The organism is Pseudomonas sp. G11 (assembly GCF_029457515.1).
Lineage (GTDB): Bacteria > Pseudomonadota > Gammaproteobacteria > Pseudomonadales > Pseudomonadaceae > Aquipseudomonas > Aquipseudomonas gorinensis.
On the sequence record NZ_CP120377.1, the window covers coordinates 1,704,829 to 1,722,732 of the forward strand.

General features: G+C 61.5%; 18 protein-coding genes. 10 read left to right on the forward strand and 8 right to left on the reverse strand.

From position 1 onward, the window contains the following. Positions 1-214: 214 nt before the first annotated feature. The 5 genes from adk (at position 215) to P2T68_RS07745 (ending at position 3,817) form a co-directional block, all read left to right on the forward strand. Positions 215-862 carry an adenylate kinase gene (adk, locus tag P2T68_RS07725; protein ID WP_024073798.1) on the forward strand — a complete coding sequence of 216 codons (648 nt, stop codon included), beginning with the start codon at positions 215-217 and terminating at the stop codon, positions 860-862. Positions 863-952: 90 nt separating this feature from the next. Next, positions 953-1,639, forward strand: coding sequence for a tRNA (adenosine(37)-N6)-threonylcarbamoyltransferase complex dimerization subunit type 1 TsaB (tsaB, locus tag P2T68_RS07730; protein WP_024073799.1), 687 nt, complete (start codon positions 953-955; stop codon positions 1,637-1,639). A 160-nt stretch (positions 1,640-1,799) separates the two neighbouring features. Then, positions 1,800-2,102, forward strand: a complete 303-nt coding sequence (locus P2T68_RS07735; protein ID WP_024073800.1) for a hypothetical protein — start codon at positions 1,800-1,802, stop codon at positions 2,100-2,102. Further along, positions 2,102-2,962, forward strand: coding sequence for a DUF72 domain-containing protein (locus P2T68_RS07740; RefSeq protein ID WP_024073801.1), 861 nt, complete (start codon positions 2,102-2,104; stop codon positions 2,960-2,962). Before P2T68_RS07735 ends, P2T68_RS07740 begins: the two co-directional genes overlap by 1 nt. Before the next feature lie 27 nt (positions 2,963-2,989). Next, positions 2,990-3,817: an isocitrate lyase/phosphoenolpyruvate mutase family protein gene (locus P2T68_RS07745; protein ID WP_277379212.1), complete on the forward strand. Its 828-nt coding sequence runs from the start codon at positions 2,990-2,992 to the stop codon at positions 3,815-3,817. A 63-nt stretch (positions 3,818-3,880) separates the two neighbouring features. On the opposite strand, the gene P2T68_RS07750 is transcribed toward P2T68_RS07745, so the two are convergent. Continuing rightward, positions 3,881-4,501 (reverse strand): hypothetical protein, encoded by a 621-nt coding sequence (locus P2T68_RS07750; protein ID WP_024073803.1) that lies wholly within the window; start codon positions 4,499-4,501, stop codon positions 3,881-3,883. 96 nt (positions 4,502-4,597) lie between these two features. On the opposite strand from P2T68_RS07750, the gene P2T68_RS07755 reads away from it, so the two are divergent. Beyond that, entirely contained in the window at positions 4,598-5,380 is a 783-nt protein-coding gene (locus P2T68_RS07755; protein ID WP_277379213.1) for a class I SAM-dependent methyltransferase, read from the forward strand. Between the two features lie 208 nt (positions 5,381-5,588). Here P2T68_RS07755 and P2T68_RS07760 read toward each other — a convergent pair whose 3' ends face one another. Beyond that, positions 5,589-6,224 (reverse strand): TetR/AcrR family transcriptional regulator, encoded by a 636-nt coding sequence (locus tag P2T68_RS07760; RefSeq protein WP_024073805.1) that lies wholly within the window; start codon positions 6,222-6,224, stop codon positions 5,589-5,591. Between the two features lie 93 nt (positions 6,225-6,317). Here P2T68_RS07760 and P2T68_RS07765 point away from each other — a divergent pair, with 93 nt between their 5' ends. The 3 genes from P2T68_RS07765 to P2T68_RS07775 are packed head-to-tail and all read left to right on the forward strand — an operon-like array spanning position 6,318 to position 11,089. Further along, positions 6,318-7,421: an efflux RND transporter periplasmic adaptor subunit gene (locus P2T68_RS07765; RefSeq protein ID WP_102625511.1), complete on the forward strand. Its 1,104-nt coding sequence runs from the start codon at positions 6,318-6,320 to the stop codon at positions 7,419-7,421. A gap of 6 nt (positions 7,422-7,427) precedes the next feature. Continuing rightward, positions 7,428-10,493, forward strand: a complete 3,066-nt coding sequence (locus tag P2T68_RS07770; protein WP_277379214.1) for an efflux RND transporter permease subunit — start codon at positions 7,428-7,430, stop codon at positions 10,491-10,493. 2 nt (positions 10,494-10,495) lie between these two features. Next, positions 10,496-11,089, forward strand: coding sequence for a threonine transporter RhtB (locus tag P2T68_RS07775; protein WP_024073808.1), 594 nt, complete (start codon positions 10,496-10,498; stop codon positions 11,087-11,089). A gap of 37 nt (positions 11,090-11,126) precedes the next feature. On the opposite strand, the gene P2T68_RS07780 is transcribed toward P2T68_RS07775, so the two are convergent. From P2T68_RS07780 to plsB, 3 genes are read right to left on the reverse strand one after another with little or no spacing between them, the layout of a single operon-like run. Next, positions 11,127-11,816: a DUF4197 domain-containing protein gene (locus tag P2T68_RS07780; protein WP_024073809.1), complete on the reverse strand. Its 690-nt coding sequence runs from the start codon at positions 11,814-11,816 to the stop codon at positions 11,127-11,129. A 25-nt stretch (positions 11,817-11,841) separates the two neighbouring features. Then, positions 11,842-12,243, reverse strand: coding sequence for a YbaY family lipoprotein (locus tag P2T68_RS07785; RefSeq protein ID WP_277379215.1), 402 nt, complete (start codon positions 12,241-12,243; stop codon positions 11,842-11,844). A gap of 51 nt (positions 12,244-12,294) precedes the next feature. Then, positions 12,295-14,814, reverse strand: a complete 2,520-nt coding sequence (gene plsB, locus P2T68_RS07790; protein WP_024073811.1) for a glycerol-3-phosphate 1-O-acyltransferase PlsB — start codon at positions 14,812-14,814, stop codon at positions 12,295-12,297. A gap of 180 nt (positions 14,815-14,994) precedes the next feature. Here plsB and P2T68_RS07795 point away from each other — a divergent pair, with 180 nt between their 5' ends. Next, positions 14,995-15,204, forward strand: a complete 210-nt coding sequence (locus P2T68_RS07795; RefSeq protein ID WP_024073812.1) for a cold-shock protein — start codon at positions 14,995-14,997, stop codon at positions 15,202-15,204. A gap of 81 nt (positions 15,205-15,285) precedes the next feature. Here P2T68_RS07795 and P2T68_RS07800 read toward each other — a convergent pair whose 3' ends face one another. From P2T68_RS07800 to dapE, 3 genes are all read right to left on the reverse strand, one after another. Further along, the gene (locus P2T68_RS07800) at positions 15,286-15,663 is read right to left on the reverse strand and encodes a hypothetical protein (RefSeq protein WP_024073813.1); all 378 of its coding nucleotides are present in this window, start codon (positions 15,661-15,663) and stop codon (positions 15,286-15,288) included. 73 nt (positions 15,664-15,736) lie between these two features. Further along, positions 15,737-16,546, reverse strand: coding sequence for a putative RNA methyltransferase (locus P2T68_RS07805; protein ID WP_277379216.1), 810 nt, complete (start codon positions 16,544-16,546; stop codon positions 15,737-15,739). Further along, positions 16,546-17,697, reverse strand: a complete 1,152-nt coding sequence (gene dapE / locus P2T68_RS07810) for a succinyl-diaminopimelate desuccinylase (RefSeq protein ID WP_024073815.1) — start codon at positions 17,695-17,697, stop codon at positions 16,546-16,548. The genes P2T68_RS07805 and dapE overlap by 1 nt, the downstream gene beginning before the upstream one ends. Positions 17,698-17,904 lie beyond the last annotated feature (207 nt).

Sequence of the window (17,904 nt, forward strand, 5' to 3'; positions counted from 1 at the left end):
GTTGCACCCAGGCACACCCTACCTATGACGTATGCGCGGCGCGGGTTCCTCCGACTTTTGGCGGCTTGTGTGGTTAGGGCCTGCTGTGTATCTTGATCAGCCTTTGGCCGTTTGGGCGGCTTGGGCCCATATTTTTATGAGCCATATTTTTACGAGATTGGCCCCACGCGGCGAATCCGAGCGTCATCTCTATAAAAAATTGAGGAGCACATCGATGCGCGTCATTCTGCTGGGAGCTCCCGGGGCCGGTAAAGGTACTCAGGCAAAGTTCATCACTGAAAAATTTGGCATTCCACAAATCTCCACCGGTGACATGCTGCGCGCTGCGGTAAAAGCAGGCACCGAGCTGGGCGTTAAAGCCAAAAGCATCATGGATGCCGGTGGCCTGGTGTCCGATGACCTGATCATCGCATTGGTCAAGGACCGTATCGCGCAACCTGACTGCGCCAAGGGTTTCCTGTTCGACGGCTTCCCACGCACCATTCCCCAGGCTGAAGCCCTGGTGACGGCTGGTGTCGAGTTGGACGCCGTGGTCGAAATCGCGGTTGAAGATGAAGAAATCGTCCAGCGTATTGCTGGTCGTCGCGTTCACGAAGCCTCGGGGCGCGTGTACCACACCGTCTACAACCCGCCGAAAGTGGCAGGCAAGGACGATGTCACCGGTGAAGACCTGGTGCAGCGCAAGGACGACACCGAAGAAACCGTGCGTCATCGCCTGTCCGTCTACCATTCCCAGACCAAGCCGCTGGTGGATTTTTACCAGAAGCTGTCGGCTGCCCAAGGCAAGCCGAAGTACAGCCATATCCCTGGCGTTGGCTCGGTTGAAGCCATCACCGCCAAGGTGCTGCAAGCACTGAGCTGATCAAGTGATCGGCTTCATCGACAACGGCCCGCTTGCGGGCCGTTGTTGTTTATACTGGCGCACTTTTTTTCGACTTGGACACCGACACCGATGAGCACCCTGCTGGCCCTGGACACCGCGACTGAAGCTTGCTCCGTTGCCTTGCTGCACGATGGCAAAGTTACAAGCCACTACGAGGTGATCCCGCGTCTGCATGCGCAGAAGCTGTTGCCGATGATCAAGCAATTGCTTGAAGAGGCGGGCATTACCCTGTCTGCCGTGGATGCCATTGCCTTCGGCCGTGGCCCGGGGGCCTTTACCGGTGTGCGTATCGCCATCGGCGTGGTCCAGGGCCTGGCCTTTGCGCTGGAGCGCCCGGTATTGCCGGTGTCCAACCTTGCGGTGCTGGCACAGCGCGCCTTGCGTGAACACGGCGCGCAGCAGGTCGCGGCGGCCATCGATGCCCGCATGGATGAAGTGTATTGGGGCTGCTACCGCCAAATCGCTGGCGAAATGCGCCTGGTGGGGGTGGAAGCTGTACAGCCACCGGAGGCAGCGGTTTTGCCGGAGGATGCCAGCGGTGATTGGTTCGGTGCTGGCACTGGTTGGGGGTATGGCGAGCGCATGGGTGTGCCGCTGGTGGCCCAGGATGCCACCATGTTGCCCCACGCCGAAGACCTGCTGACCCTGGCGCGCTTTGCATTCGAGCGTGGCGAGGCGATTCCGGCCGATCAAGCCGCGCCTGTGTACCTGCGCGACAAGGTGGCGCAAACCAAGGCTGAGCGCGGGATAATTTGACGCCAAAAATGATGGCAATTTGGGGCAAAAGTCGCCAATCGTCAGAATTTGACCGCGTTTTTAAACCTTTTTCAAATTATGTGTTCTAGTTATCACCAGAGCATTTGCGCGCCACGGATCGCGCCACTAAAATGCCATCACCGATACCGAGTTCGCATGTATGCGCATAGACGGCTTTTCCTCACAGTCCTACCCCCTCAAGCGTAAGCCACGTAAGGCGAACGTCACGGTAGACGATTCCGTTGAGGACTCGCCGGACTTCATCGATGTCCAGTCTGAGGCATCGTCCAGCGCCCAAGGCTCCGCCAGCGCCCGTACCAGCGGTCTTCCCGCCCGTCAGCAAGATATGGTCTTCCCTCGCTCCATGAGCAAAAGCGTTGCCACCGCACTGGCCAGCTACCTGACCACCGCCGGTTTTGTTGAATGGGATATGGAAGTGCTGGGCCTCGATATTCATATCTGATGCGCCTGCCTTACTACATTGGCTGCCCGTCCTGGAGCGAAAACGCCTGGCGCGAGTACCTGTACCCTGTCGATGCGCGTTCCAGCGATTACCTCGCCCTGTATTCCCAGGTCTTCAACGCCGTTGAAGGCAATACCACGTTTTATGCTCGCCCCTCGGCCGCCACTGTGCAGCGCTGGGCCGAAATCATGCCTGGGGATTTTCGTTTCACCGCTAAATTCCCGGGTGATATCAGCCATGGCGGCGACTTGCGTGAGCAGTTGCCGGCGGCGGAAAGTTTTGTCGGCCTGATGAGCCCGCTGGGTGAGCGCGTCGCGCCACTGTGGCTGCAACTGTCGGCGAGTTTTTCACCGCAACGCCTGGGCGAACTGGCCGGGTTTATCGATGGCTTGGAGCGGCCCATGGCGGTGGAAGTGCGGCATCCGGAGTTCTTCGCCAAGGGCGATGCCGAGCGCATGCTCAACCGCCTGCTGCGTGACCGTGGTGTCGAGCGGATCTGCCTCGACCCGCGCGCCTTGTTCAGTTGCACATCCACCTCGGCTGCGGTGCTGCACGCACAATCGAAAAAACCCAAGGTGCCACCACGCCCGGCGGCACTGACGCTGTTTCCCCAGGTACGGTTTATCGGTCATCCGGAGCTTGAGGCCAACGACCCGTTCCTGCTCCCGTGGGTGGAAAAAATCGCCGGTTGGATTGAAGAAGGGCGCACGCCCTACATGTTCCTGCACACCTCCGATAACCGCCTCGCCGCGCAGTTGGCCCTGCGTTTTCACGACCAGCTGATGGCGCGCTTGCCGGGCCTGCCAGGCTTGCCGACCTTGTATCGGGAACCCGCGGCGGAGCAACTGGGGTTACTCTAGGGCTCCTTTCCCCGCCAGGAGTCAGTCATGGATGCCCAAACCCTTCGCGCCGAAACCTTCAAGGCCCTGCACGAGCGCGATCGTGCGTTCGTGATGCCCAACCCGTGGGACGCCGGCTCGGCGATCATGCTCGCCAGCCTCGGCTTTGAAGCCCTCGCCACCACCAGTGCGGGGTACGCGTTCAGCCTGGGCCGCCCGGATGCCGAGGGCGCATTGTCATTGGACGACACCCTGGTGAATGCCGGCATGATTGCCCGGGCCACAGCGTTGCCGGTGGCAGCCGACCTCGAAAACGGTTTCAGCGACACGCCCGAAGGCTGTGCCCAGACCATCCTGCGTGCGGCGGCGACCGGTATCGTCGGCGGCTCTATCGAAGATGCCACGGGCATTGCCGTCGACCCGATCTACCCTTTTGATTTGTCTGTCGAGCGTGTGGAAGCGGCTGTTGCCGCGGCCCGTAGCCTGCCGTTTCCCTTCATGCTGACGGCGCGCGCAGAAAACCTGCTGCATGGCCGCCTGGATCTGCCCGATACCCTGCGCCGCCTGCAAGCCTACGCTGAGGCCGGCGCCGACGTGTTGTACGCACCGGGCCTGCGCAGTGCCGAGGAGGTGCTGGCGGTGGTCAAGGCCGTTGCGCCCAAGCCGGTGAATGTGCTGATGTCCGGCGGCCTGAAACTCAGCGTGGCGCAACTGAGCGAGATGGGCGTCAAGCGCATCAGCGTTGGCTCCGCCATGGCGTTGGCGGCCTATGGTGAGTTCTACCGGGCGGCGCAGGAGGTGCTTGAGTCGGGCACTTTTACCTTCACCGAGCGTTCGATGTCGTATAGCCAGGCCAGCCAATTCTTCAAGAAATGATCGGTGCGTTGTTTCAAGTTCACGCGTGGGCTGCTGTTGCTGGCGGCTGCCTGCGCGTTGGGCTTACGCCGCCAGGCGCAGGTTCTGGGTGACCAGTGGGCGTGCCCAGTAGTAGTCGAAGTCCAGGGCCTTCTGCTGGGCCGCGAGTTCTTCGCTCGGGTACGGCGTGGCCGGTGGTGGCAGCAGGTCCAGTTCGAACTCGGCAATCGGCAGGTGCAGTGGACGCGGTTCCGGCGCTGGGCCTGGCTCGGGTAGCGGCTGGCCTGCGGTCAGGACAAGTGGGCGTACCCAGCTGCTTTCAAAGTCTTGCTGGCGCTGCTGGGCGACGATTTCTTCCGCTGGAAACGGGCTGGCCGGCGGGGGCAGCAAGTCGGTTTCGAATTCCGCGATCGGCAGGAACAGTGGCTCAGGTGGGGCGATTTCGGTGTCTTTTACGTCGCATTCACGCTGGGTGAGGATTTGCGACAACAGGTCCGCGCCTTCGCTGGGTTCAACCGCAGGGTCCACCGGGGCCGGCGCCTTGGCGGCGAGCGCGTCCGGCGTATCGCCGAGCTGCTCGGCCAACGCTCGGGCGAAGAAGTCCTGCCATACATGACTCACCCCGGCCAGCGCTTGAGTATTGCGCAGGCCGTAGTGGTTATGGGTCGGCAGTACACCGATGGTTAGGGGAAGAATGTCTGACATTTTTCTCGGTCGACGCTCAGCTCTGGCAAAATACCTGACTGTTGTTTTTATCGGCCGTTGTTTGCCGATCCTTAATATTTTTGAGCGTAGCGATTGATGAGCGAACAACCAGCGGCCAGCCGCATTCGGGTCGAGGCCTTGGCCGAGGGTTTCCAGGCCCGCGCCGAGCAGTGGGCTGAGCAGCTTGGCTTGCCTCTGTTACTGGCGGAGGCGGATTTCTCCCTGCAAGTGGGTGAGCATGGCCTGCAATTGCAACAGCTCGGGCCCGAGGCGCCGGGGCCGGTGCGTGTGGATTTTGTCGAAGGGGGAGCGGCCCATCGGCGCTTATACGGCGGGGGCAGCGGGCAAATGATCGCCAAGGCCGTGGGCGTTGCCCAAGGCGTGCGCCCACGGGTGCTGGATGCTACGGCGGGGCTGGGCAAGGACGCGTTCGTACTCGCCAGCCTGGGTTGTACCATTAGCCTGATCGAGCGCCAGCCGCTGATCGGCGCCTTGCTCGAAGATGGCCTGGCGCGCGGTGCGCAGGACTTTGAAGTAGCACCGATCGTGGCACGCATGGCGTTGCTCAAGGGCAACTCCATCGATGTAATGCTCAATTGGCAGGGCGAGCCGCCTCAGGTGATCTATCTCGATCCGATGTTCCCACACCGTGAGAAAACTGCCCTGGTTAAGAAGGAAATGCGCTTGTTCCGGCCATTGGTGGGGGATGATCCGGATGCGCCGGCCTTGCTCGCGGCGGCGCTGACGCTGGCCAGCCATCGGGTGGTGGTCAAGCGCCCGCGCAAGGCTCCATGTATCGAAGGACCGAAGCCGAGCCATGCGTTGGATGGCAAGTCCAGCCGGTATGACATTTATCCCAAGAAAGCGCTCAAGCCTTAAACGTATCCAGAGTGTCTTTGTGGCGAGCGGGCTTGGTGGCGAGCGGGCTTGCCCCGCGTTGGGCTGCGCAGCAGCCCCAAAACCCTACGCCTCGGTCTGCCTGAGTAAGCGTGGTGTTCTTACTGGGGCTGCTGCGCAACCCAACGCGGGGCAAGCCCGCTCGCCACAACAAGCCTGCTCAAGCCCACTCAAGCCTGCTCACGCCCGCTCAAACTCTATAGGCCCGCATAAACAACCCCACTACCTCCTGCACATGGGCTTCGGCCGCTTCTTCGCTCAGCCGGTCACCGCAGCCATACAGCAAACAGAAATTCGCCGCGCCCTTGAGCAGGCAGAAGAAGTGCTCGGCCGCGACCAGCGGTTTATCGATGTTCAGGGCACCGCTCTGATCAATCCGGCTGAGCAGGCGCTCCATGCCCTGCAACATGCGCATGGGCCCGGCTTCAAAGAAAATCTGTGAGAGTTTCACGTCCTGGTTGCCGGTGGTCATCATCAGGCGATGCAGGTTCACCGACTCCTCGCTGTTGATCAGTCGATGGAACCCGCGCGCGATATTCAGCAGCACCGTCTGCACAGGCACGCCCTCCGGCAGCTCGAAATACATTACCGGCAACTGTTCTTCGCACTTGGCCACCACGGCCGCGGTGAACAAGGTCTCTTTGTCGGTGAAGTGGCTGTAGACGGTCAGTTTCGACACGCCGGCCTCAAGGGCCACGGCATCCATGCTGGTGTTGGCGTAGCCATTGCTCAAAAACAGGATTTTCGCTGCTTCGAGGATTGCCTGGCGTTTTGCCATGTCCTTGGGACGCCCAGGGCTATTGGTGGATACAGGATTGTCGGACATTTTTACCTTTAATACTGGACTGGCGAGTTTGGTATTAATAACATACCGGCAAGTATAATTATTCCTAGCTCCATTTGCGAAAGGTCCTTCAGCATGCGCAGCTCTTTCCTGCCTCTTGCGTTGCCAGCCAGCCTGGTCTTCCTATTGGCCGCCTGTGGCCATGAAGAAGCGACCCCAACGTCCATTCGCCCGGCCATGGTGGTGCAACCGCAGCCATCGGCGCAGGCGATGGACAGCTATCCCGGGGAGGTGCGCGCCCGTTATGAGCCTGACCTGGCCTTTCGCATCGGCGGCAAAGTCAGCAAGCGGCTGGTGGAGGAGGGCGAGCGCGTCAAGGCCAACCAGGCGCTGGCGGAACTCGATCCCCAGGATGTGCGCCTGCAATTGGAGGCTACCCGTGCCCAAGTCGCGGCCGCCGAGGCCAACCTGAGCCTGGTGCGTGCCGAGCGTGATCGCTACAAGACCCTGATGGACCGTCAGATGGTCAGTCGCTCCCAGTACGACAATTCGGAAAATCTCTACCGCTCAGGTGTTGCACGCCTCAAGCAGATCAAGGCCGAGTTCGACGTGGCCAATAACCAGGCCGGCTACGCCGTGTTGCGTGCGCCACAGGACGGTGTGGTCGCCAAGCGCGTGGTGGAAGTCGGCCAAGTGGTATCCGCCGGCCAGACCGTGTTTACCCTCGCCACCGACGGTGAGCGAGAAGTGCTGATCAGCCTGCCCGAACAAGGCTTTGGTCGGTTCAAGGTCGGCCAACCGGTAGCGGTCGAGTTGTGGAGCCAGCCAGACCAGCGGTTTGCCGGACGTATACGTGAATTGTCCCCCGCCGCCGATCCAAAATCACGCACCTTTGCCGCCCGAGTCGCGTTCACCAGCGGCAAAGTCCCGGCCGAACTGGGCCAGAGTGCTCGCGTATTCATACAGGCCGACGGCGTTGTTCCGCTGTCGGTCCCGCTGTCTGCCCTCAGCGCGGAAAACGGTGCTTCCTACGTCTGGCGCGTACTGGCGGACAACTCCCTTAAGCGCACCCCGGTTCGTATCGGCGCCTTCGGTGAAAAAACCGTGCCGGTTCTGGAAGGGCTGAGCCCCTCTGACTGGGTGATTGCCGCCGGCGTGCACGTGCTCCATGAGGGCCAGCAAGTGCGCCCGGTGGATCGCTCCAATCGTGTCGTGAACCTGGCGGCCAACAAGGAGTAGTCCCCGATGGGTTTCAATCTTTCCGAATGGGCGTTGCGTAATCGCCAGATCGTACTGTTCCTGATGATACTTCTGGCAGTGGTCGGCACCTTGTCCTACACCAAGCTGGGGCAAAGCGAAGACCCGCCGTTTACCTTCAAGGCCATGGTGATCAAAACCAATTGGCCGGGGGCCACCGCCCAGGAAGTCTCGCGCCAGGTTACCGAGCGCATCGAGAAAAAGCTGATGGAGACCGGCGAGTACGAACGCATCGTTTCGTTCTCGCGCCCCGGTGAGTCCCAGGTCACTTTTATCGCCCGTGACGCCATGCGCTCGGCGCAGATTCCCGAGCTGTGGTACCAGGTGCGCAAGAAGATCAGCGATATTCGCCAGACCTTGCCGCCGGATATCCAGGGGCCGTTTTTCAACGACGAGTTCGGTACCACGTTCGGCAATATCTATGCCCTGACTGGCGACGGCTTCGACTACGCCGTGCTCAAGGACTACGCCGACCGCATCCAGATTCAGCTGCAACGCGTACCCGATGTGGGCAAGGTGGAGCTGCTGGGCCTGCAGGACGAGAAGATCTGGATTGAACTGTCCAACCTCAAGCTTGCCACCCTCGGCTTGCCCCTGGCGGCGGTGCAACAGGCGTTGCAGGAACAGAATGCGGTCTCCACCGCCGGTTTCTTTGAAACGCCGAGTGAACGTGTGCAGCTGCGGGTCTCCGGCAACTTCAAGACGGTCGAAGAGATCCGTGATTTCCCGATTCGTGTGGGTGATCGTACCTTCCGTATCGGCGATGTCGCCGAGATCCATCGCGGCTTCAACGACCCACCGGCACCGCGCATGCGCTTTATGGGCGACGACGCCATCGGCCTGGCGGTGGCGATGCGCGACGGTGGCGACATCCTGGTGCTGGGCAAGGCGCTGGAAGGGGAATTCGCACGCTTGCAGAAGAATCTCCCGGCAGGCATGCAGTTGCGCAAGGTGTCGGACCAGCCGGCGGCGGTGAAAACCGGTGTCGGAGAATTCGTTCAGGTGCTGGCCGAAGCGTTGGCCATTGTATTGCTGGTGAGTTTCTTCTCCCTCGGCGTACGCACTGGCATGGTGGTCGCCCTGGCGATTCCGTTGGTGCTGGCGATGACCTTTGCCACCATGTATTACCTCGGCATCGGCTTGCACAAGATTTCCCTCGGCGCCTTGGTATTGGCCCTGGGCTTGCTGGTGGATGATGCAATTATCGCCGTGGAAATGATGGCGATCAAAATGGAGCAGGGCTACGACCGGCTCAAGGCCGCCAGTTTCGCCTGGACCAGCACCGCATTCCCGATGCTCACCGGTACGTTGATCACGGCGGCCGGCTTCCTGCCCATTGCTACGGCGCAATCGAGTACCGGCGAATACACCCGTTCGATCTTCCAGGTGGTGACCATTGCGCTGCTGGCGTCATGGGTGGCGGCGGTGGTGTTTGTGCCGTATCTGGGGGAAAAACTCCTACCGGACCTGGCGAAGATTCATGCGGCCAAACACGGCGTCGACGGCCCGGATCCCTACGGCACGCCGTTCTACCAGCGCGTCAGGCGTTTGGTGGCGTGGTGCGTGCAGCGGCGTAAAACCGTCATTGTGCTGACCCTGCTGCTGTTTATCGGCTCGGTGGCGCTGTTCCGTTTTGTACCGCAACAGTTCTTCCCGGCTTCTGGCCGCCTGGAACTGATGGTCGACCTGAAACTCGCCGAAGGCGCTTCCCTGAGCAGCACCGCCGACCAGGTCAAACGGCTCGAAGCCTTGCTGAAGGAACATGCCGGCATCGACAACTACGTGGCCTATGTGGGCACCGGTTCGCCGCGGTTCTACCTGCCTCTGGACCAGCAATTACCCGCCGCCAGCTTTGCCCAATTTGTGGTGCTGGCCAAAACCATCGAAGAACGCGAAAGCCTGCGCACCTGGCTGATCGAAACCCTCAACGAACAATTCCCCGCCCTGCGCTCGCGCGTTACCCGCCTGGAGAACGGCCCTCCCGTGGGCTACCCGGTGCAGTTTCGCGTGACCGGTGAACATATCGAAGAGGTCCGCGCCCTGGCACGCAAGGTGGCGGCCAAGGTGCGCGAAAATCCCCACGTGGCCAATGTGCACCTGGACTGGGAAGAGCCGAGTAAAATCGTCTACCTCAATATCGACCAGGACCGCGCCCGTGCGCTTGGCGTGAGCACCGCCAACTTGTCGAAGTTCCTGCAGAGTTCCTTGACCGGCTCCAGCGTCAGCCAATTCCGGGAGGACAACGAGTTGATCGAAATCCTCCTGCGCGGCACCGTGCATGAACGTACAGAACTGTCGTTGCTGCCGAGCCTCGCCGTGCCCACCGACAACGGCAGGAGCGTGGCCCTGTCGCAGATCGCGACCCTCGAATATGGCTTCGAAGAAGGCATCATCTGGCACCGCAACCGCCTGCCGACGGTGACCGTGCGCGCGGACATCTACGGTAAGGAACAACCGGCGACCCTGGTCCAGCAGATCCTGCCGACCCTGGAAGGCGTACGTGCCGAGTTGCCGGACGGCTATCTGTTGGACGTCGGCGGTACCGTCGAAGACTCCGCCCGTGGGCAGAACTCGGTCAAGGCCGGCGTGCCGCTGTTCATCGTGGTGGTGCTGACCCTGCTGATGCTGCAATTGCGCAGTTTCTCACGCACGGCGATGGTATTTCTGACGGCGCCGTTGGGCTTGATCGGCGTGACATTGTTCCTGTTGGTATTCCGCCAACCCTTCGGTTTTGTGGCCATGCTCGGCACTATCGCGTTGTCGGGGATGATCATGCGTAACTCGGTGATCCTGGTGGATCAGATCGAACAGGACATCAAGGCTGGCCTGGCGCCGTGGCAGGCGATTATCGAAGCCACCGTCCGACGCTTCCGGCCGATCGTTCTCACAGCGCTGGCGGCGGTGCTGGCAATGATCCCGCTGTCTCGCAGTGTGTTCTTCGGGCCGATGGCGGTGGCGATCATGGGCGGGTTGATTGTGGCGACGGCGTTGACGCTATTGTTCCTGCCGGCCCTGTATGCTGCGTGGTTCCGAGTGAGGAAGGACGACGCGTAATCATGTTGGCCACCGTTTCAGCCTTGATGTTGCTACTGCTTGCCCCTGGCCCCACCAACACCCTGCTGTTCCGTGCCGGGGTGTTGTTCGGGTTCAGGGCGTCATGGCGGTTGGCGTTTATCGAATGCCTGGCTTACCTGCTGCAGGTCACAGTATGGGGCGTTGCATTGCTCTATCTGGCCGCCTATTCACCGTGGGCGCTGAAGGCGACACAACTGGCCGCGGCTTGCTACCTGCTGTATGTGTCTTGCAAGCTCTGGCAACGTAAAAGCAGTGACGTGGGTGCGGGCAAGGACCGCTTCACCGGGCTGTATTTCTTTGCCATGACGGTCATGAACCCAAAGGGTTTGCTGATGGTGTCTTTTATTGCGCCAGCCGACGCCTTTACTACTGCGCCAGGCTATGTCGCCTTCATGGGGACTTTGGCGTTGGTGGTGGTCCCGGTGGGGGCTGCGTGGGTGCTACTGGGAAGCCGATTCGAAGGGATGCCGAAGAGCTGGCTGACGCCATTGAAGATCAACCGTGCGACATCGGTTGCGATCGGTTGCTTCGCCACCCTGATGATGGGGCGACTGGCTGATTCGGTCATGCATTAGGATCGTTCCCCGTTGCAGGGAACGATCCTCTCGCAGCTTACAGCGCGCCAAACACCTTCTTCGCCAAACTGGTGGCCGCCGCCGCCGGGTTCTTGCGAATGGTTTCTTCCTGTTGCGCAATCATCTTGAACAAACCGTCCAGCGCCTGCTCGGTCACGTAGTTCTCGACATTGGCGCTCTTGGCGTCGACCGCACCGAAGGCCGCAGCCTTGCCAGCCAGGGCGTTGTACTGCTGGGCCACGCCGACCTTGTCGGTGGCGGCCTTGACGATCGGCAGGAACTTGGCGCGAATTTGTTCGCGGCTGCTTTTGTTCAAGTACTGGGTGGCCGAGTCCTGGCCGCCGGTGAGGATGCCCTTGGCGTCGGTCACGCTCATGTTTTTCACGGCGTTCACCAGGATCGGCTGGGCTTGGGTCACGGCCGTTTCAGCCGCTTTGTTCATGCTGTCTTCCAGTTGAGTGACCTGATCACCCAGCCCGAACATTTTCAGCTTGTCAGCGACTTTGCCCAGCTTGCCCGGCAAGCCGATCTTCACTTCGGGGTTGTTGCTGAAGCCGCCGGGCACGCCCAGTTGTTTCACGGCAATCTGCGCGCCTTGGGTCAGTGCGTCCTTGAGGCCGCCGCTGGCGTCGCCCTGGGACAGGCTGCCAAGGTCCAAGGCCATGGCGTTGGCGCCGAGCAGCAGGCCGGCGCACAGGGCAGTGAGGCGAAGGGAGTTACGGAGCATGGGCGCTTCCTTATGTTCGATGAATTCAGTGAGCGACCGCATCAACCCGCAGGCGCAGCGGTTGTGGGTCTTGGCCGTTGAGCTGCACGGCGTGCCGTTCGGTGGTGATAAACAGTAGCTTGCCATCCAGTTCGATGCGAGCGCTGAGCGAATAACTGTGGCCGGGCTTGACCTGGGCGAGGTCGTAGCTCAGGTGAAACGGCAACGGCACCTGGCCTTTGACCGGGCCTTTTTGCTCGGCCAGGGTCACGGCGGGCGCATCCGCCAGGGACACGTCCTGCAGGCTGACACTCAAGGTCGCCGTCGGCGGCAGGGCGATGCGTTGCAGGTAGAAGACCTCGCCGTCGAGGCTGGCCTTGGGCGCAGGGTGCATGGATTGGCAGGCTCCGAGCAGGGCGGTGAGGCCCAGGAGAATGATTTTTTTCATGGTGCGGCTCCTTGTAAGCGGCACCGGAATCCTTCCGGCACCTTATTCAATCTAGCGGCTTTCTTCAGGCTTGAGCGGGGCCGGTTCGACTGGCGCCTCCCCAGCACCATCCACGCGATGCAAGGCCACCTGGCGGATCGACAAGCGAATTTCGGCCGGCAGCACGCGCTTGGCGGCGCCTTCAGCCAGTTCGCCGAGCAGGTCGTGATAGCTCAATTTGCCGGCTTCATCGCGGCGCAGCACATCCTGCTCCAGCAGCGTCTGGATAAAATGTCGGAAAAGGCTCTTGTCGAAGAACTCCGGAGCATTGAGGCCATGCAGGATCGACAAGCGCTGGGCCATGATCGTGCACAGGTCTTCCAGCTCTTCGGCGCTGATACTGTTCTGGCCACTGTTGAGCAACAGCGAGATCGCCATGTAGAAGCGTTGCAGGGTCTGGGCGATGCTCTTGGACAGCAGCGTCAGCAATACAAAGTGCCGTGAACTCGGTGCCGGGCGCAGGTATACGTCGTTTTCGAAGCGCAGCAGCCCTTGCTCGATGAACGCTTCCAGCCACTGGTCGATCACCGTATCCAACTCTTCCAGCGACCAGCGGATAAACAGCTCCGATTGCAGGTACGGATACAGCGCGTGGGTGTAGCGCAGGATCTGCTCGCGGCTCATGCGCGAACTGCTCTGGAAGAAGCTCGCCAGCAGCGCCGGCAGGGCGAAGATGTGCAGTACGTTGTTGCGGTAGTAGGTCATCAGGACAGCATTCTGCTCGTCCAGGTACAGGATTTTGCCCAGGGCATCGCTCTGTTCCGACAACAGGTCCATGTCCTTGACGTGCTTGATCAGCGCCATGCCGTCGCCTTCGGGCAGCGTGGTGTGGGGCGAGTAGGGCACGCGGCGCAACAGCGCCAGGTACAGGTCCAACTGACGGGCCATGGCCTGTTCGTCCAGGGCCAGGCGCGTGGTGGACAGCAACGCCAGGGCCACCAGGTTCACCGGGTTGACTGCCGCGGCTTCGTTCAAATGCCGCGCTACCTGTTCGCCGAGGCGGTTGGTGGTTTCGTTGAGCCACGCCGGCTTGTAGTTCGGGCCCAGCTCCTGGGCGCGCCAGTCGGGTTGCTCGGCATCGAGGAATTCCGCCAGTTTGATCGGTTCGCCAAAGTTGACCGCGACTTGGCCAAAACGCTGCTTGAGCGCGCCGACCACTTTGAAAATATCGAAGATCGATTCTTTCTTTTTGCTCGCGCCACGCAGTTCGCCGAGGTAAGTGCGGCCTTCGAGTACGCGCTCATAGCCGATATACACCGGCACGAACACAATCGGCATGCGCGAGGAGCGCAGGAAGCTGCGCAGGGTGATTGCCAGCATGCCGGTTTTCGGTTGCAGCATGCGCCCGGTGCGCGAGCGCCCGCCTTCGACGAAGTACTCCACCGGGAAGCCCTTGGTGAACAGGGTGTGCAGGTATTCGTTGAACACCGAGGTGTACAGCGGGTTGCCCTTGAAGGTGCGGCGCATGAAAAACGCACCGCCACGGCGCAGCAGGCTGCCGATCACCGGCATGTTCAGGTTGATCCCGGCGGCGATGTGCGGCGGGGTCAGGCCGTTCTTGAACAGCAGGTAGGACAGCAACAGATAGTCGATATGGCTGCGGTGGCATGGGACATAGATAACTTCGTAGCCCTGGGCAACTTTTTGCACGCCTTCGATGTTATTGACCTTGATGCCGTCGTAGATCTTGTTCCAGAACCAACTCAGCACCACTTCCAGGAAGCGGATCGCGGTGTAGGTGTAGTCCGAGGCAATCTCGTTGCCATAGCGCAACGCCTGGGCCTTGGCCTTTTCGGGGCTGATCTTTTCGCGCTCGGCTTCGTCGGCGATGGCTTGGCGCACCAGCGGCATATTCACCAGGCCCTTCACCAGGTTGCGGCGGTGGGACAGGTCGGGGCCGATGACAGCGGTTTTCAGGTTACGAAAGTGCACACGCAGGATGCGCTGGGCCATTCGCACGGTGCGTTCGTGACCTTTATTGTGCTCGATCAATTCACGCAGGTTGATGGGCGCGGAGAATTGCACGCGGGTCTTGCGCCCGAGGATCAGGATGCTCAACAAACGACGCAGGCGCCCGGTGACGGCCCAACTGTCGGCAAACAGCAGTTTCCACGGGCTGGACTCGCTCTCGGGTGACTGCCCCCAGAACACGCTGACCGGAATGATTTGTGCATTCTCTTCGGCGTGCGCGGTGAGGGTGTCGACCAGGCGGGTCAGGGTTGGCGGCGCGCCGCGCTTGTCCTGGCGGCCGAGCCAATCGGGCTCGGGCGTGAGGTAGAAGAATGCCGCGGGCTCCATCAGCGGGCCCACCGACACCGGCAACACCGGGCGCGGCAGGCCGGCCTTGGTGCACTCGGCGTCGACTACGGCCAGTTCGGTCAGAGAGGGCGATTGCAGGACATAGAACACCGGTCGGCTGCGGTCGAGGTTAAGGGTTAGGGACGACTGGTTGATCGTCTCCGAGCGAACCCAGAGGTACAGCAGTCGGCGCAAGGTGCCAAACACCAGACGGCGGAACGGGGAGCGGGTCATAGGCGAGCTGCTTCAAGTGGGAAAAACCGAGCAGGTGCTCGGGCGGGTAGTGTGCCGTATTCGCCGAAAATCGGCAAAAAAGCAGCGATGTAAACTTGAGTTGATCGTTTTTGAGCCTGTCTTATACTCGGCAGTTCAACGCGACCGACTCAACAATAACAATCAAGTGGGGGTGAACAGATGGCAACGCGTGAAACCGGTAATGTGAAGTGGTTCAACGACGCCAAGGGCTATGGCTTTATCCAGCGTGAAGATGGCAAGGATGTGTTTGTGCACTACCGCGCCATTCGTGGCGAGGGCCATCGTTCCCTGGCCGAGGGCCAGCAGGTGGAATACGCCGTGGTGAGCGGCGAGAAGGGCTTGCAGGCAGAGGATGTGGTCGGTTTGTAATGCGGATTTGTTACACCGCAGGACCCATGTGGGAGGGGGCAAGCCCCCTCCCACATGTTGATTGTGGTTTACCGCTCAGGCTCAGGCAGTTTTCCAGGTGATCTGCTCTTCACCGTCTGTGCTGATGCGAATCCAGGTGTCGGCGCTTTCCTCACCTTCCTCCTCGACCCAGCTCCCTGGCGCGCAGCGCACTTCCACATTCAGCGCAGCAAACGCAGCGCGGGCGCAGGCAATGTCGTCTTCCCACGGCGTCTGGTCACTTTCCAGATACAGGCTGTTCCACTTGCCTACGGCTTTCGGCAGCCAGGTCACGGGCACGTTGCCGGCCTTGCACTTGTAGGTCTGACCCTTCTGCACCCAGTCGCTGCACGGGCCGAGGGCGGCGCCCAGCCAGGCGGCAATGGCCTTGTGGTCGACGTCGGCGTCCTTCAGGTAAATCTCGATATCGGGTTGGCGCATGGATGTTCCTCGTTGCGGGATTCGAAAATCCATTCGCGGATGCTTAGGGGGGGCGCAGTGCCCGAAAAGTCGGTTATTGAAGCACGAAATAATCGTAACGCATCGATACGGTGACCCGCAGCGGTTCGACGGCCTCAATCACCTCGCTACGGCGCTCGGCACTGGCGCGCCAGCCGTGGGGCGTCATGGCCAGCAGGTTAGCGCGGTCCTTGGGCTCAGCCAGGCTCAGGGTGAACTCCAGGGTCTCGCTGTGCGCCAGGCTCATGCCGTCTGGTACCAGTGCCAGGTGCTTGTCGTCGGTGTACTCGCGCACTTCGTCGTACAGGCGCTCGCGCAGTTCCATCAGGTGGCCGCGGGTGGGGCCGACTTTCATCAAGCCGCCGCCGGGGCTGAGCAGGCGTTTGGCCTCTTGCCAATCCAACGGGCTGAACACACTGGCGAGAAACTGGCAGCTGGCATCGGCCAAGGGTACGCGGGCCATGCTGGCGATCAACCAGGTCAGCGCCGGGTTGCGCTTGCACGCACGCTTGACCGCTTCCTTGGAGATATCCAGGGCGTAGCCGTCGGCGTGGGGCAGGGCGTCGGCGATCTGTGCGGTGTAGTAACCCTCGCCGCAGCCGATATCCACCCAGCGTTGCGGCGTGCGTTCGGCGGCCAGTTCGGCCAGGCGCTTGGCCACCGGGGCGTAGTGCCCGGCGTTGAGGAAGTCGCGGCGCGCCTCGACCATCGCCAGGTTATCGCCCGGGTCGCGGCTGTTCTTGTGCTGCACCGGCAACAGGTTCAGATAACCCTGGCGCGCACGGTCAAAACGGTGCCCGGCGGGACACGCCACGCCATTGTCCACCGCGTTGAGCGGTGCGCTGCAAATGGGGCAGGCCAGCATCAGGCGAGCAACTTGATCAGGGTCTGGTAGTAGATTTCGGTGAGCACGTCGAGGTCGCTGGCCAGGATGCGTTCGTTGACCTGGTGGATCGTCGCGTTCACCGGGCCCAGTTCGACCACCTGGGTACCCAGCGTGGCGATGAACCGTCCATCGGAGGTCCCGCCGCTGGTGGATGCCTGGGTCTCACGGCCGGTGATCGCCTTGATGCTCGCCGACACGGCGTCGAGCAGCGCGCCTGGCTCGGTGAGGAACGGCAGGCCCGACAGCGCCCATTCCACATGCCAGTCCAGGCCATGCTTGTCGAGAATCGCCGCGACCCGTTGTTGCAGGCCTTCGACGGTGGATTCGGTGGAGAAGCGGAAATTGAACACCGCCGTCAGGTCACCCGGGATCACGTTGGTGGCGCCAGTGCCGGAGTTGAGGTTGGAGATCTGGAAGCTGGTCGGCGGGAAGAAGGCGTTGCCGTTGTCCCAATGCTCGGCGGCCAGTTCAGCCAGGGCTGGCGCGGCCAGGTGAATCGGGTTCTTTGCCAAGTGCGGGTAGGCCACGTGGCCTTGTACGCCGCGCACGGTCAGGGTGGCGCCGAGGGAGCCGCGACGGCCGTTCTTGACCACGTCGCCCACCAGAGCAGTGCTCGACGGTTCGCCGACGATGCACCAGTCCAGGCGTTCCTTGCGTGCCGCCAGGCGCTCGATCACGGCCTTGGTCCCGTGGTGCGCCGGGCCTTCTTCATCGCTGGTGATCAGGAAGGCGACCGAGCCCTTGTGGTCCGGGTAGTCCTTCACAAAGCGCTCGGAGGCAACCAGCATCGCGGCCAGGCTGCCTTTCATATCCGCCGCGCCGCGCCCGCAGAGCATGCCGTTTTCGTCGATCAGTGCGTCGAACGGGTCGTTTTGCCACGCCTGTACCGGGCCGGTCGGCACCACGTCGGTGTGGCCGGCAAAGCACAATACCGGGCCGTCATGCTTGCCGTGGGTGGCCCAGAAGTTGTCCACGTCTTCGATGCGCATCGGCTCCAGCGCAAAACCGGCGTCGCCCAGGCGCTGCATCATCAGCTTCTGACAATCGGCGTCGATCGGCGTCACCGAGGGGCGACGGATCAGGTCGATGGCAAGTTGAAGGGTCGGCGAAAGATCGGCATGGGCCGTCATGGTAAAACTCCGGAAAGCGTGTAATGGGCGCAGGACGTAGGGTGGCGCAGATTCAGTGTGGGAGGGGGCTTGCCCCCGATGGCTGAGTGTCAGTCACTGCATCTGTTGACTGGCCCACCGCCATCGGGGGCAAGCCCCCTCCCACACAAAGCATTGGCCGAGGCCAAGACTCATAAAACGGCCGTTATCTTATAGCAAAACGGCGGC

Excerpts from the sequence above, each read along its gene's own strand:
- P2T68_RS07785 (WP_277379215.1), bottom strand. The coding sequence starts at position 12,243 with ATGAAAAAAATCATTCTCCTGGGCCTCACCGCCCTGCTCGGAGCCTGC.
- adk (WP_024073798.1), top strand. The coding sequence starts at position 215 with ATGCGCGTCATTCTGCTGGGAGCTCCCGGGGCCGGTAAAGGTACTCAG.
- P2T68_RS07735 (WP_024073800.1), top strand. The coding sequence starts at position 1,800 with ATGCGCATAGACGGCTTTTCCTCACAGTCCTACCCCCTCAAGCGTAAG.
- P2T68_RS07800 (WP_024073813.1), bottom strand. The coding sequence starts at position 15,663 with ATGCGCCAACCCGATATCGAGATTTACCTGAAGGACGCCGACGTCGAC.
- dapE (WP_024073815.1), bottom strand. The coding sequence starts at position 17,697 with ATGACGGCCCATGCCGATCTTTCGCCGACCCTTCAACTTGCCATCGAC.
- plsB (WP_024073811.1), bottom strand. The coding sequence starts at position 14,814 with ATGACCCGCTCCCCGTTCCGCCGTCTGGTGTTTGGCACCTTGCGCCGA.
- P2T68_RS07750 (WP_024073803.1), bottom strand. The coding sequence starts at position 4,501 with ATGTCAGACATTCTTCCCCTAACCATCGGTGTACTGCCGACCCATAAC.
- P2T68_RS07760 (WP_024073805.1), bottom strand. The coding sequence starts at position 6,224 with ATGTCCGACAATCCTGTATCCACCAATAGCCCTGGGCGTCCCAAGGAC.
- P2T68_RS07770 (WP_277379214.1), top strand. The coding sequence starts at position 7,428 with ATGGGTTTCAATCTTTCCGAATGGGCGTTGCGTAATCGCCAGATCGTA.
- tsaB (WP_024073799.1), top strand. The coding sequence starts at position 953 with ATGAGCACCCTGCTGGCCCTGGACACCGCGACTGAAGCTTGCTCCGTT.
- P2T68_RS07775 (WP_024073808.1), top strand. The coding sequence starts at position 10,496 with ATGTTGGCCACCGTTTCAGCCTTGATGTTGCTACTGCTTGCCCCTGGC.
- P2T68_RS07740 (WP_024073801.1), top strand. The coding sequence starts at position 2,102 with ATGCGCCTGCCTTACTACATTGGCTGCCCGTCCTGGAGCGAAAACGCC.
- P2T68_RS07795 (WP_024073812.1), top strand. The coding sequence starts at position 14,995 with ATGGCAACGCGTGAAACCGGTAATGTGAAGTGGTTCAACGACGCCAAG.
- P2T68_RS07755 (WP_277379213.1), top strand. The coding sequence starts at position 4,598 with ATGAGCGAACAACCAGCGGCCAGCCGCATTCGGGTCGAGGCCTTGGCC.
- P2T68_RS07805 (WP_277379216.1), bottom strand. The coding sequence starts at position 16,546 with ATGCTGGCCTGCCCCATTTGCAGCGCACCGCTCAACGCGGTGGACAAT.
- P2T68_RS07765 (WP_102625511.1), top strand. The coding sequence starts at position 6,318 with ATGCGCAGCTCTTTCCTGCCTCTTGCGTTGCCAGCCAGCCTGGTCTTC.
- P2T68_RS07745 (WP_277379212.1), top strand. The coding sequence starts at position 2,990 with ATGGATGCCCAAACCCTTCGCGCCGAAACCTTCAAGGCCCTGCACGAG.
- P2T68_RS07780 (WP_024073809.1), bottom strand. The coding sequence starts at position 11,816 with ATGCTCCGTAACTCCCTTCGCCTCACTGCCCTGTGCGCCGGCCTGCTG.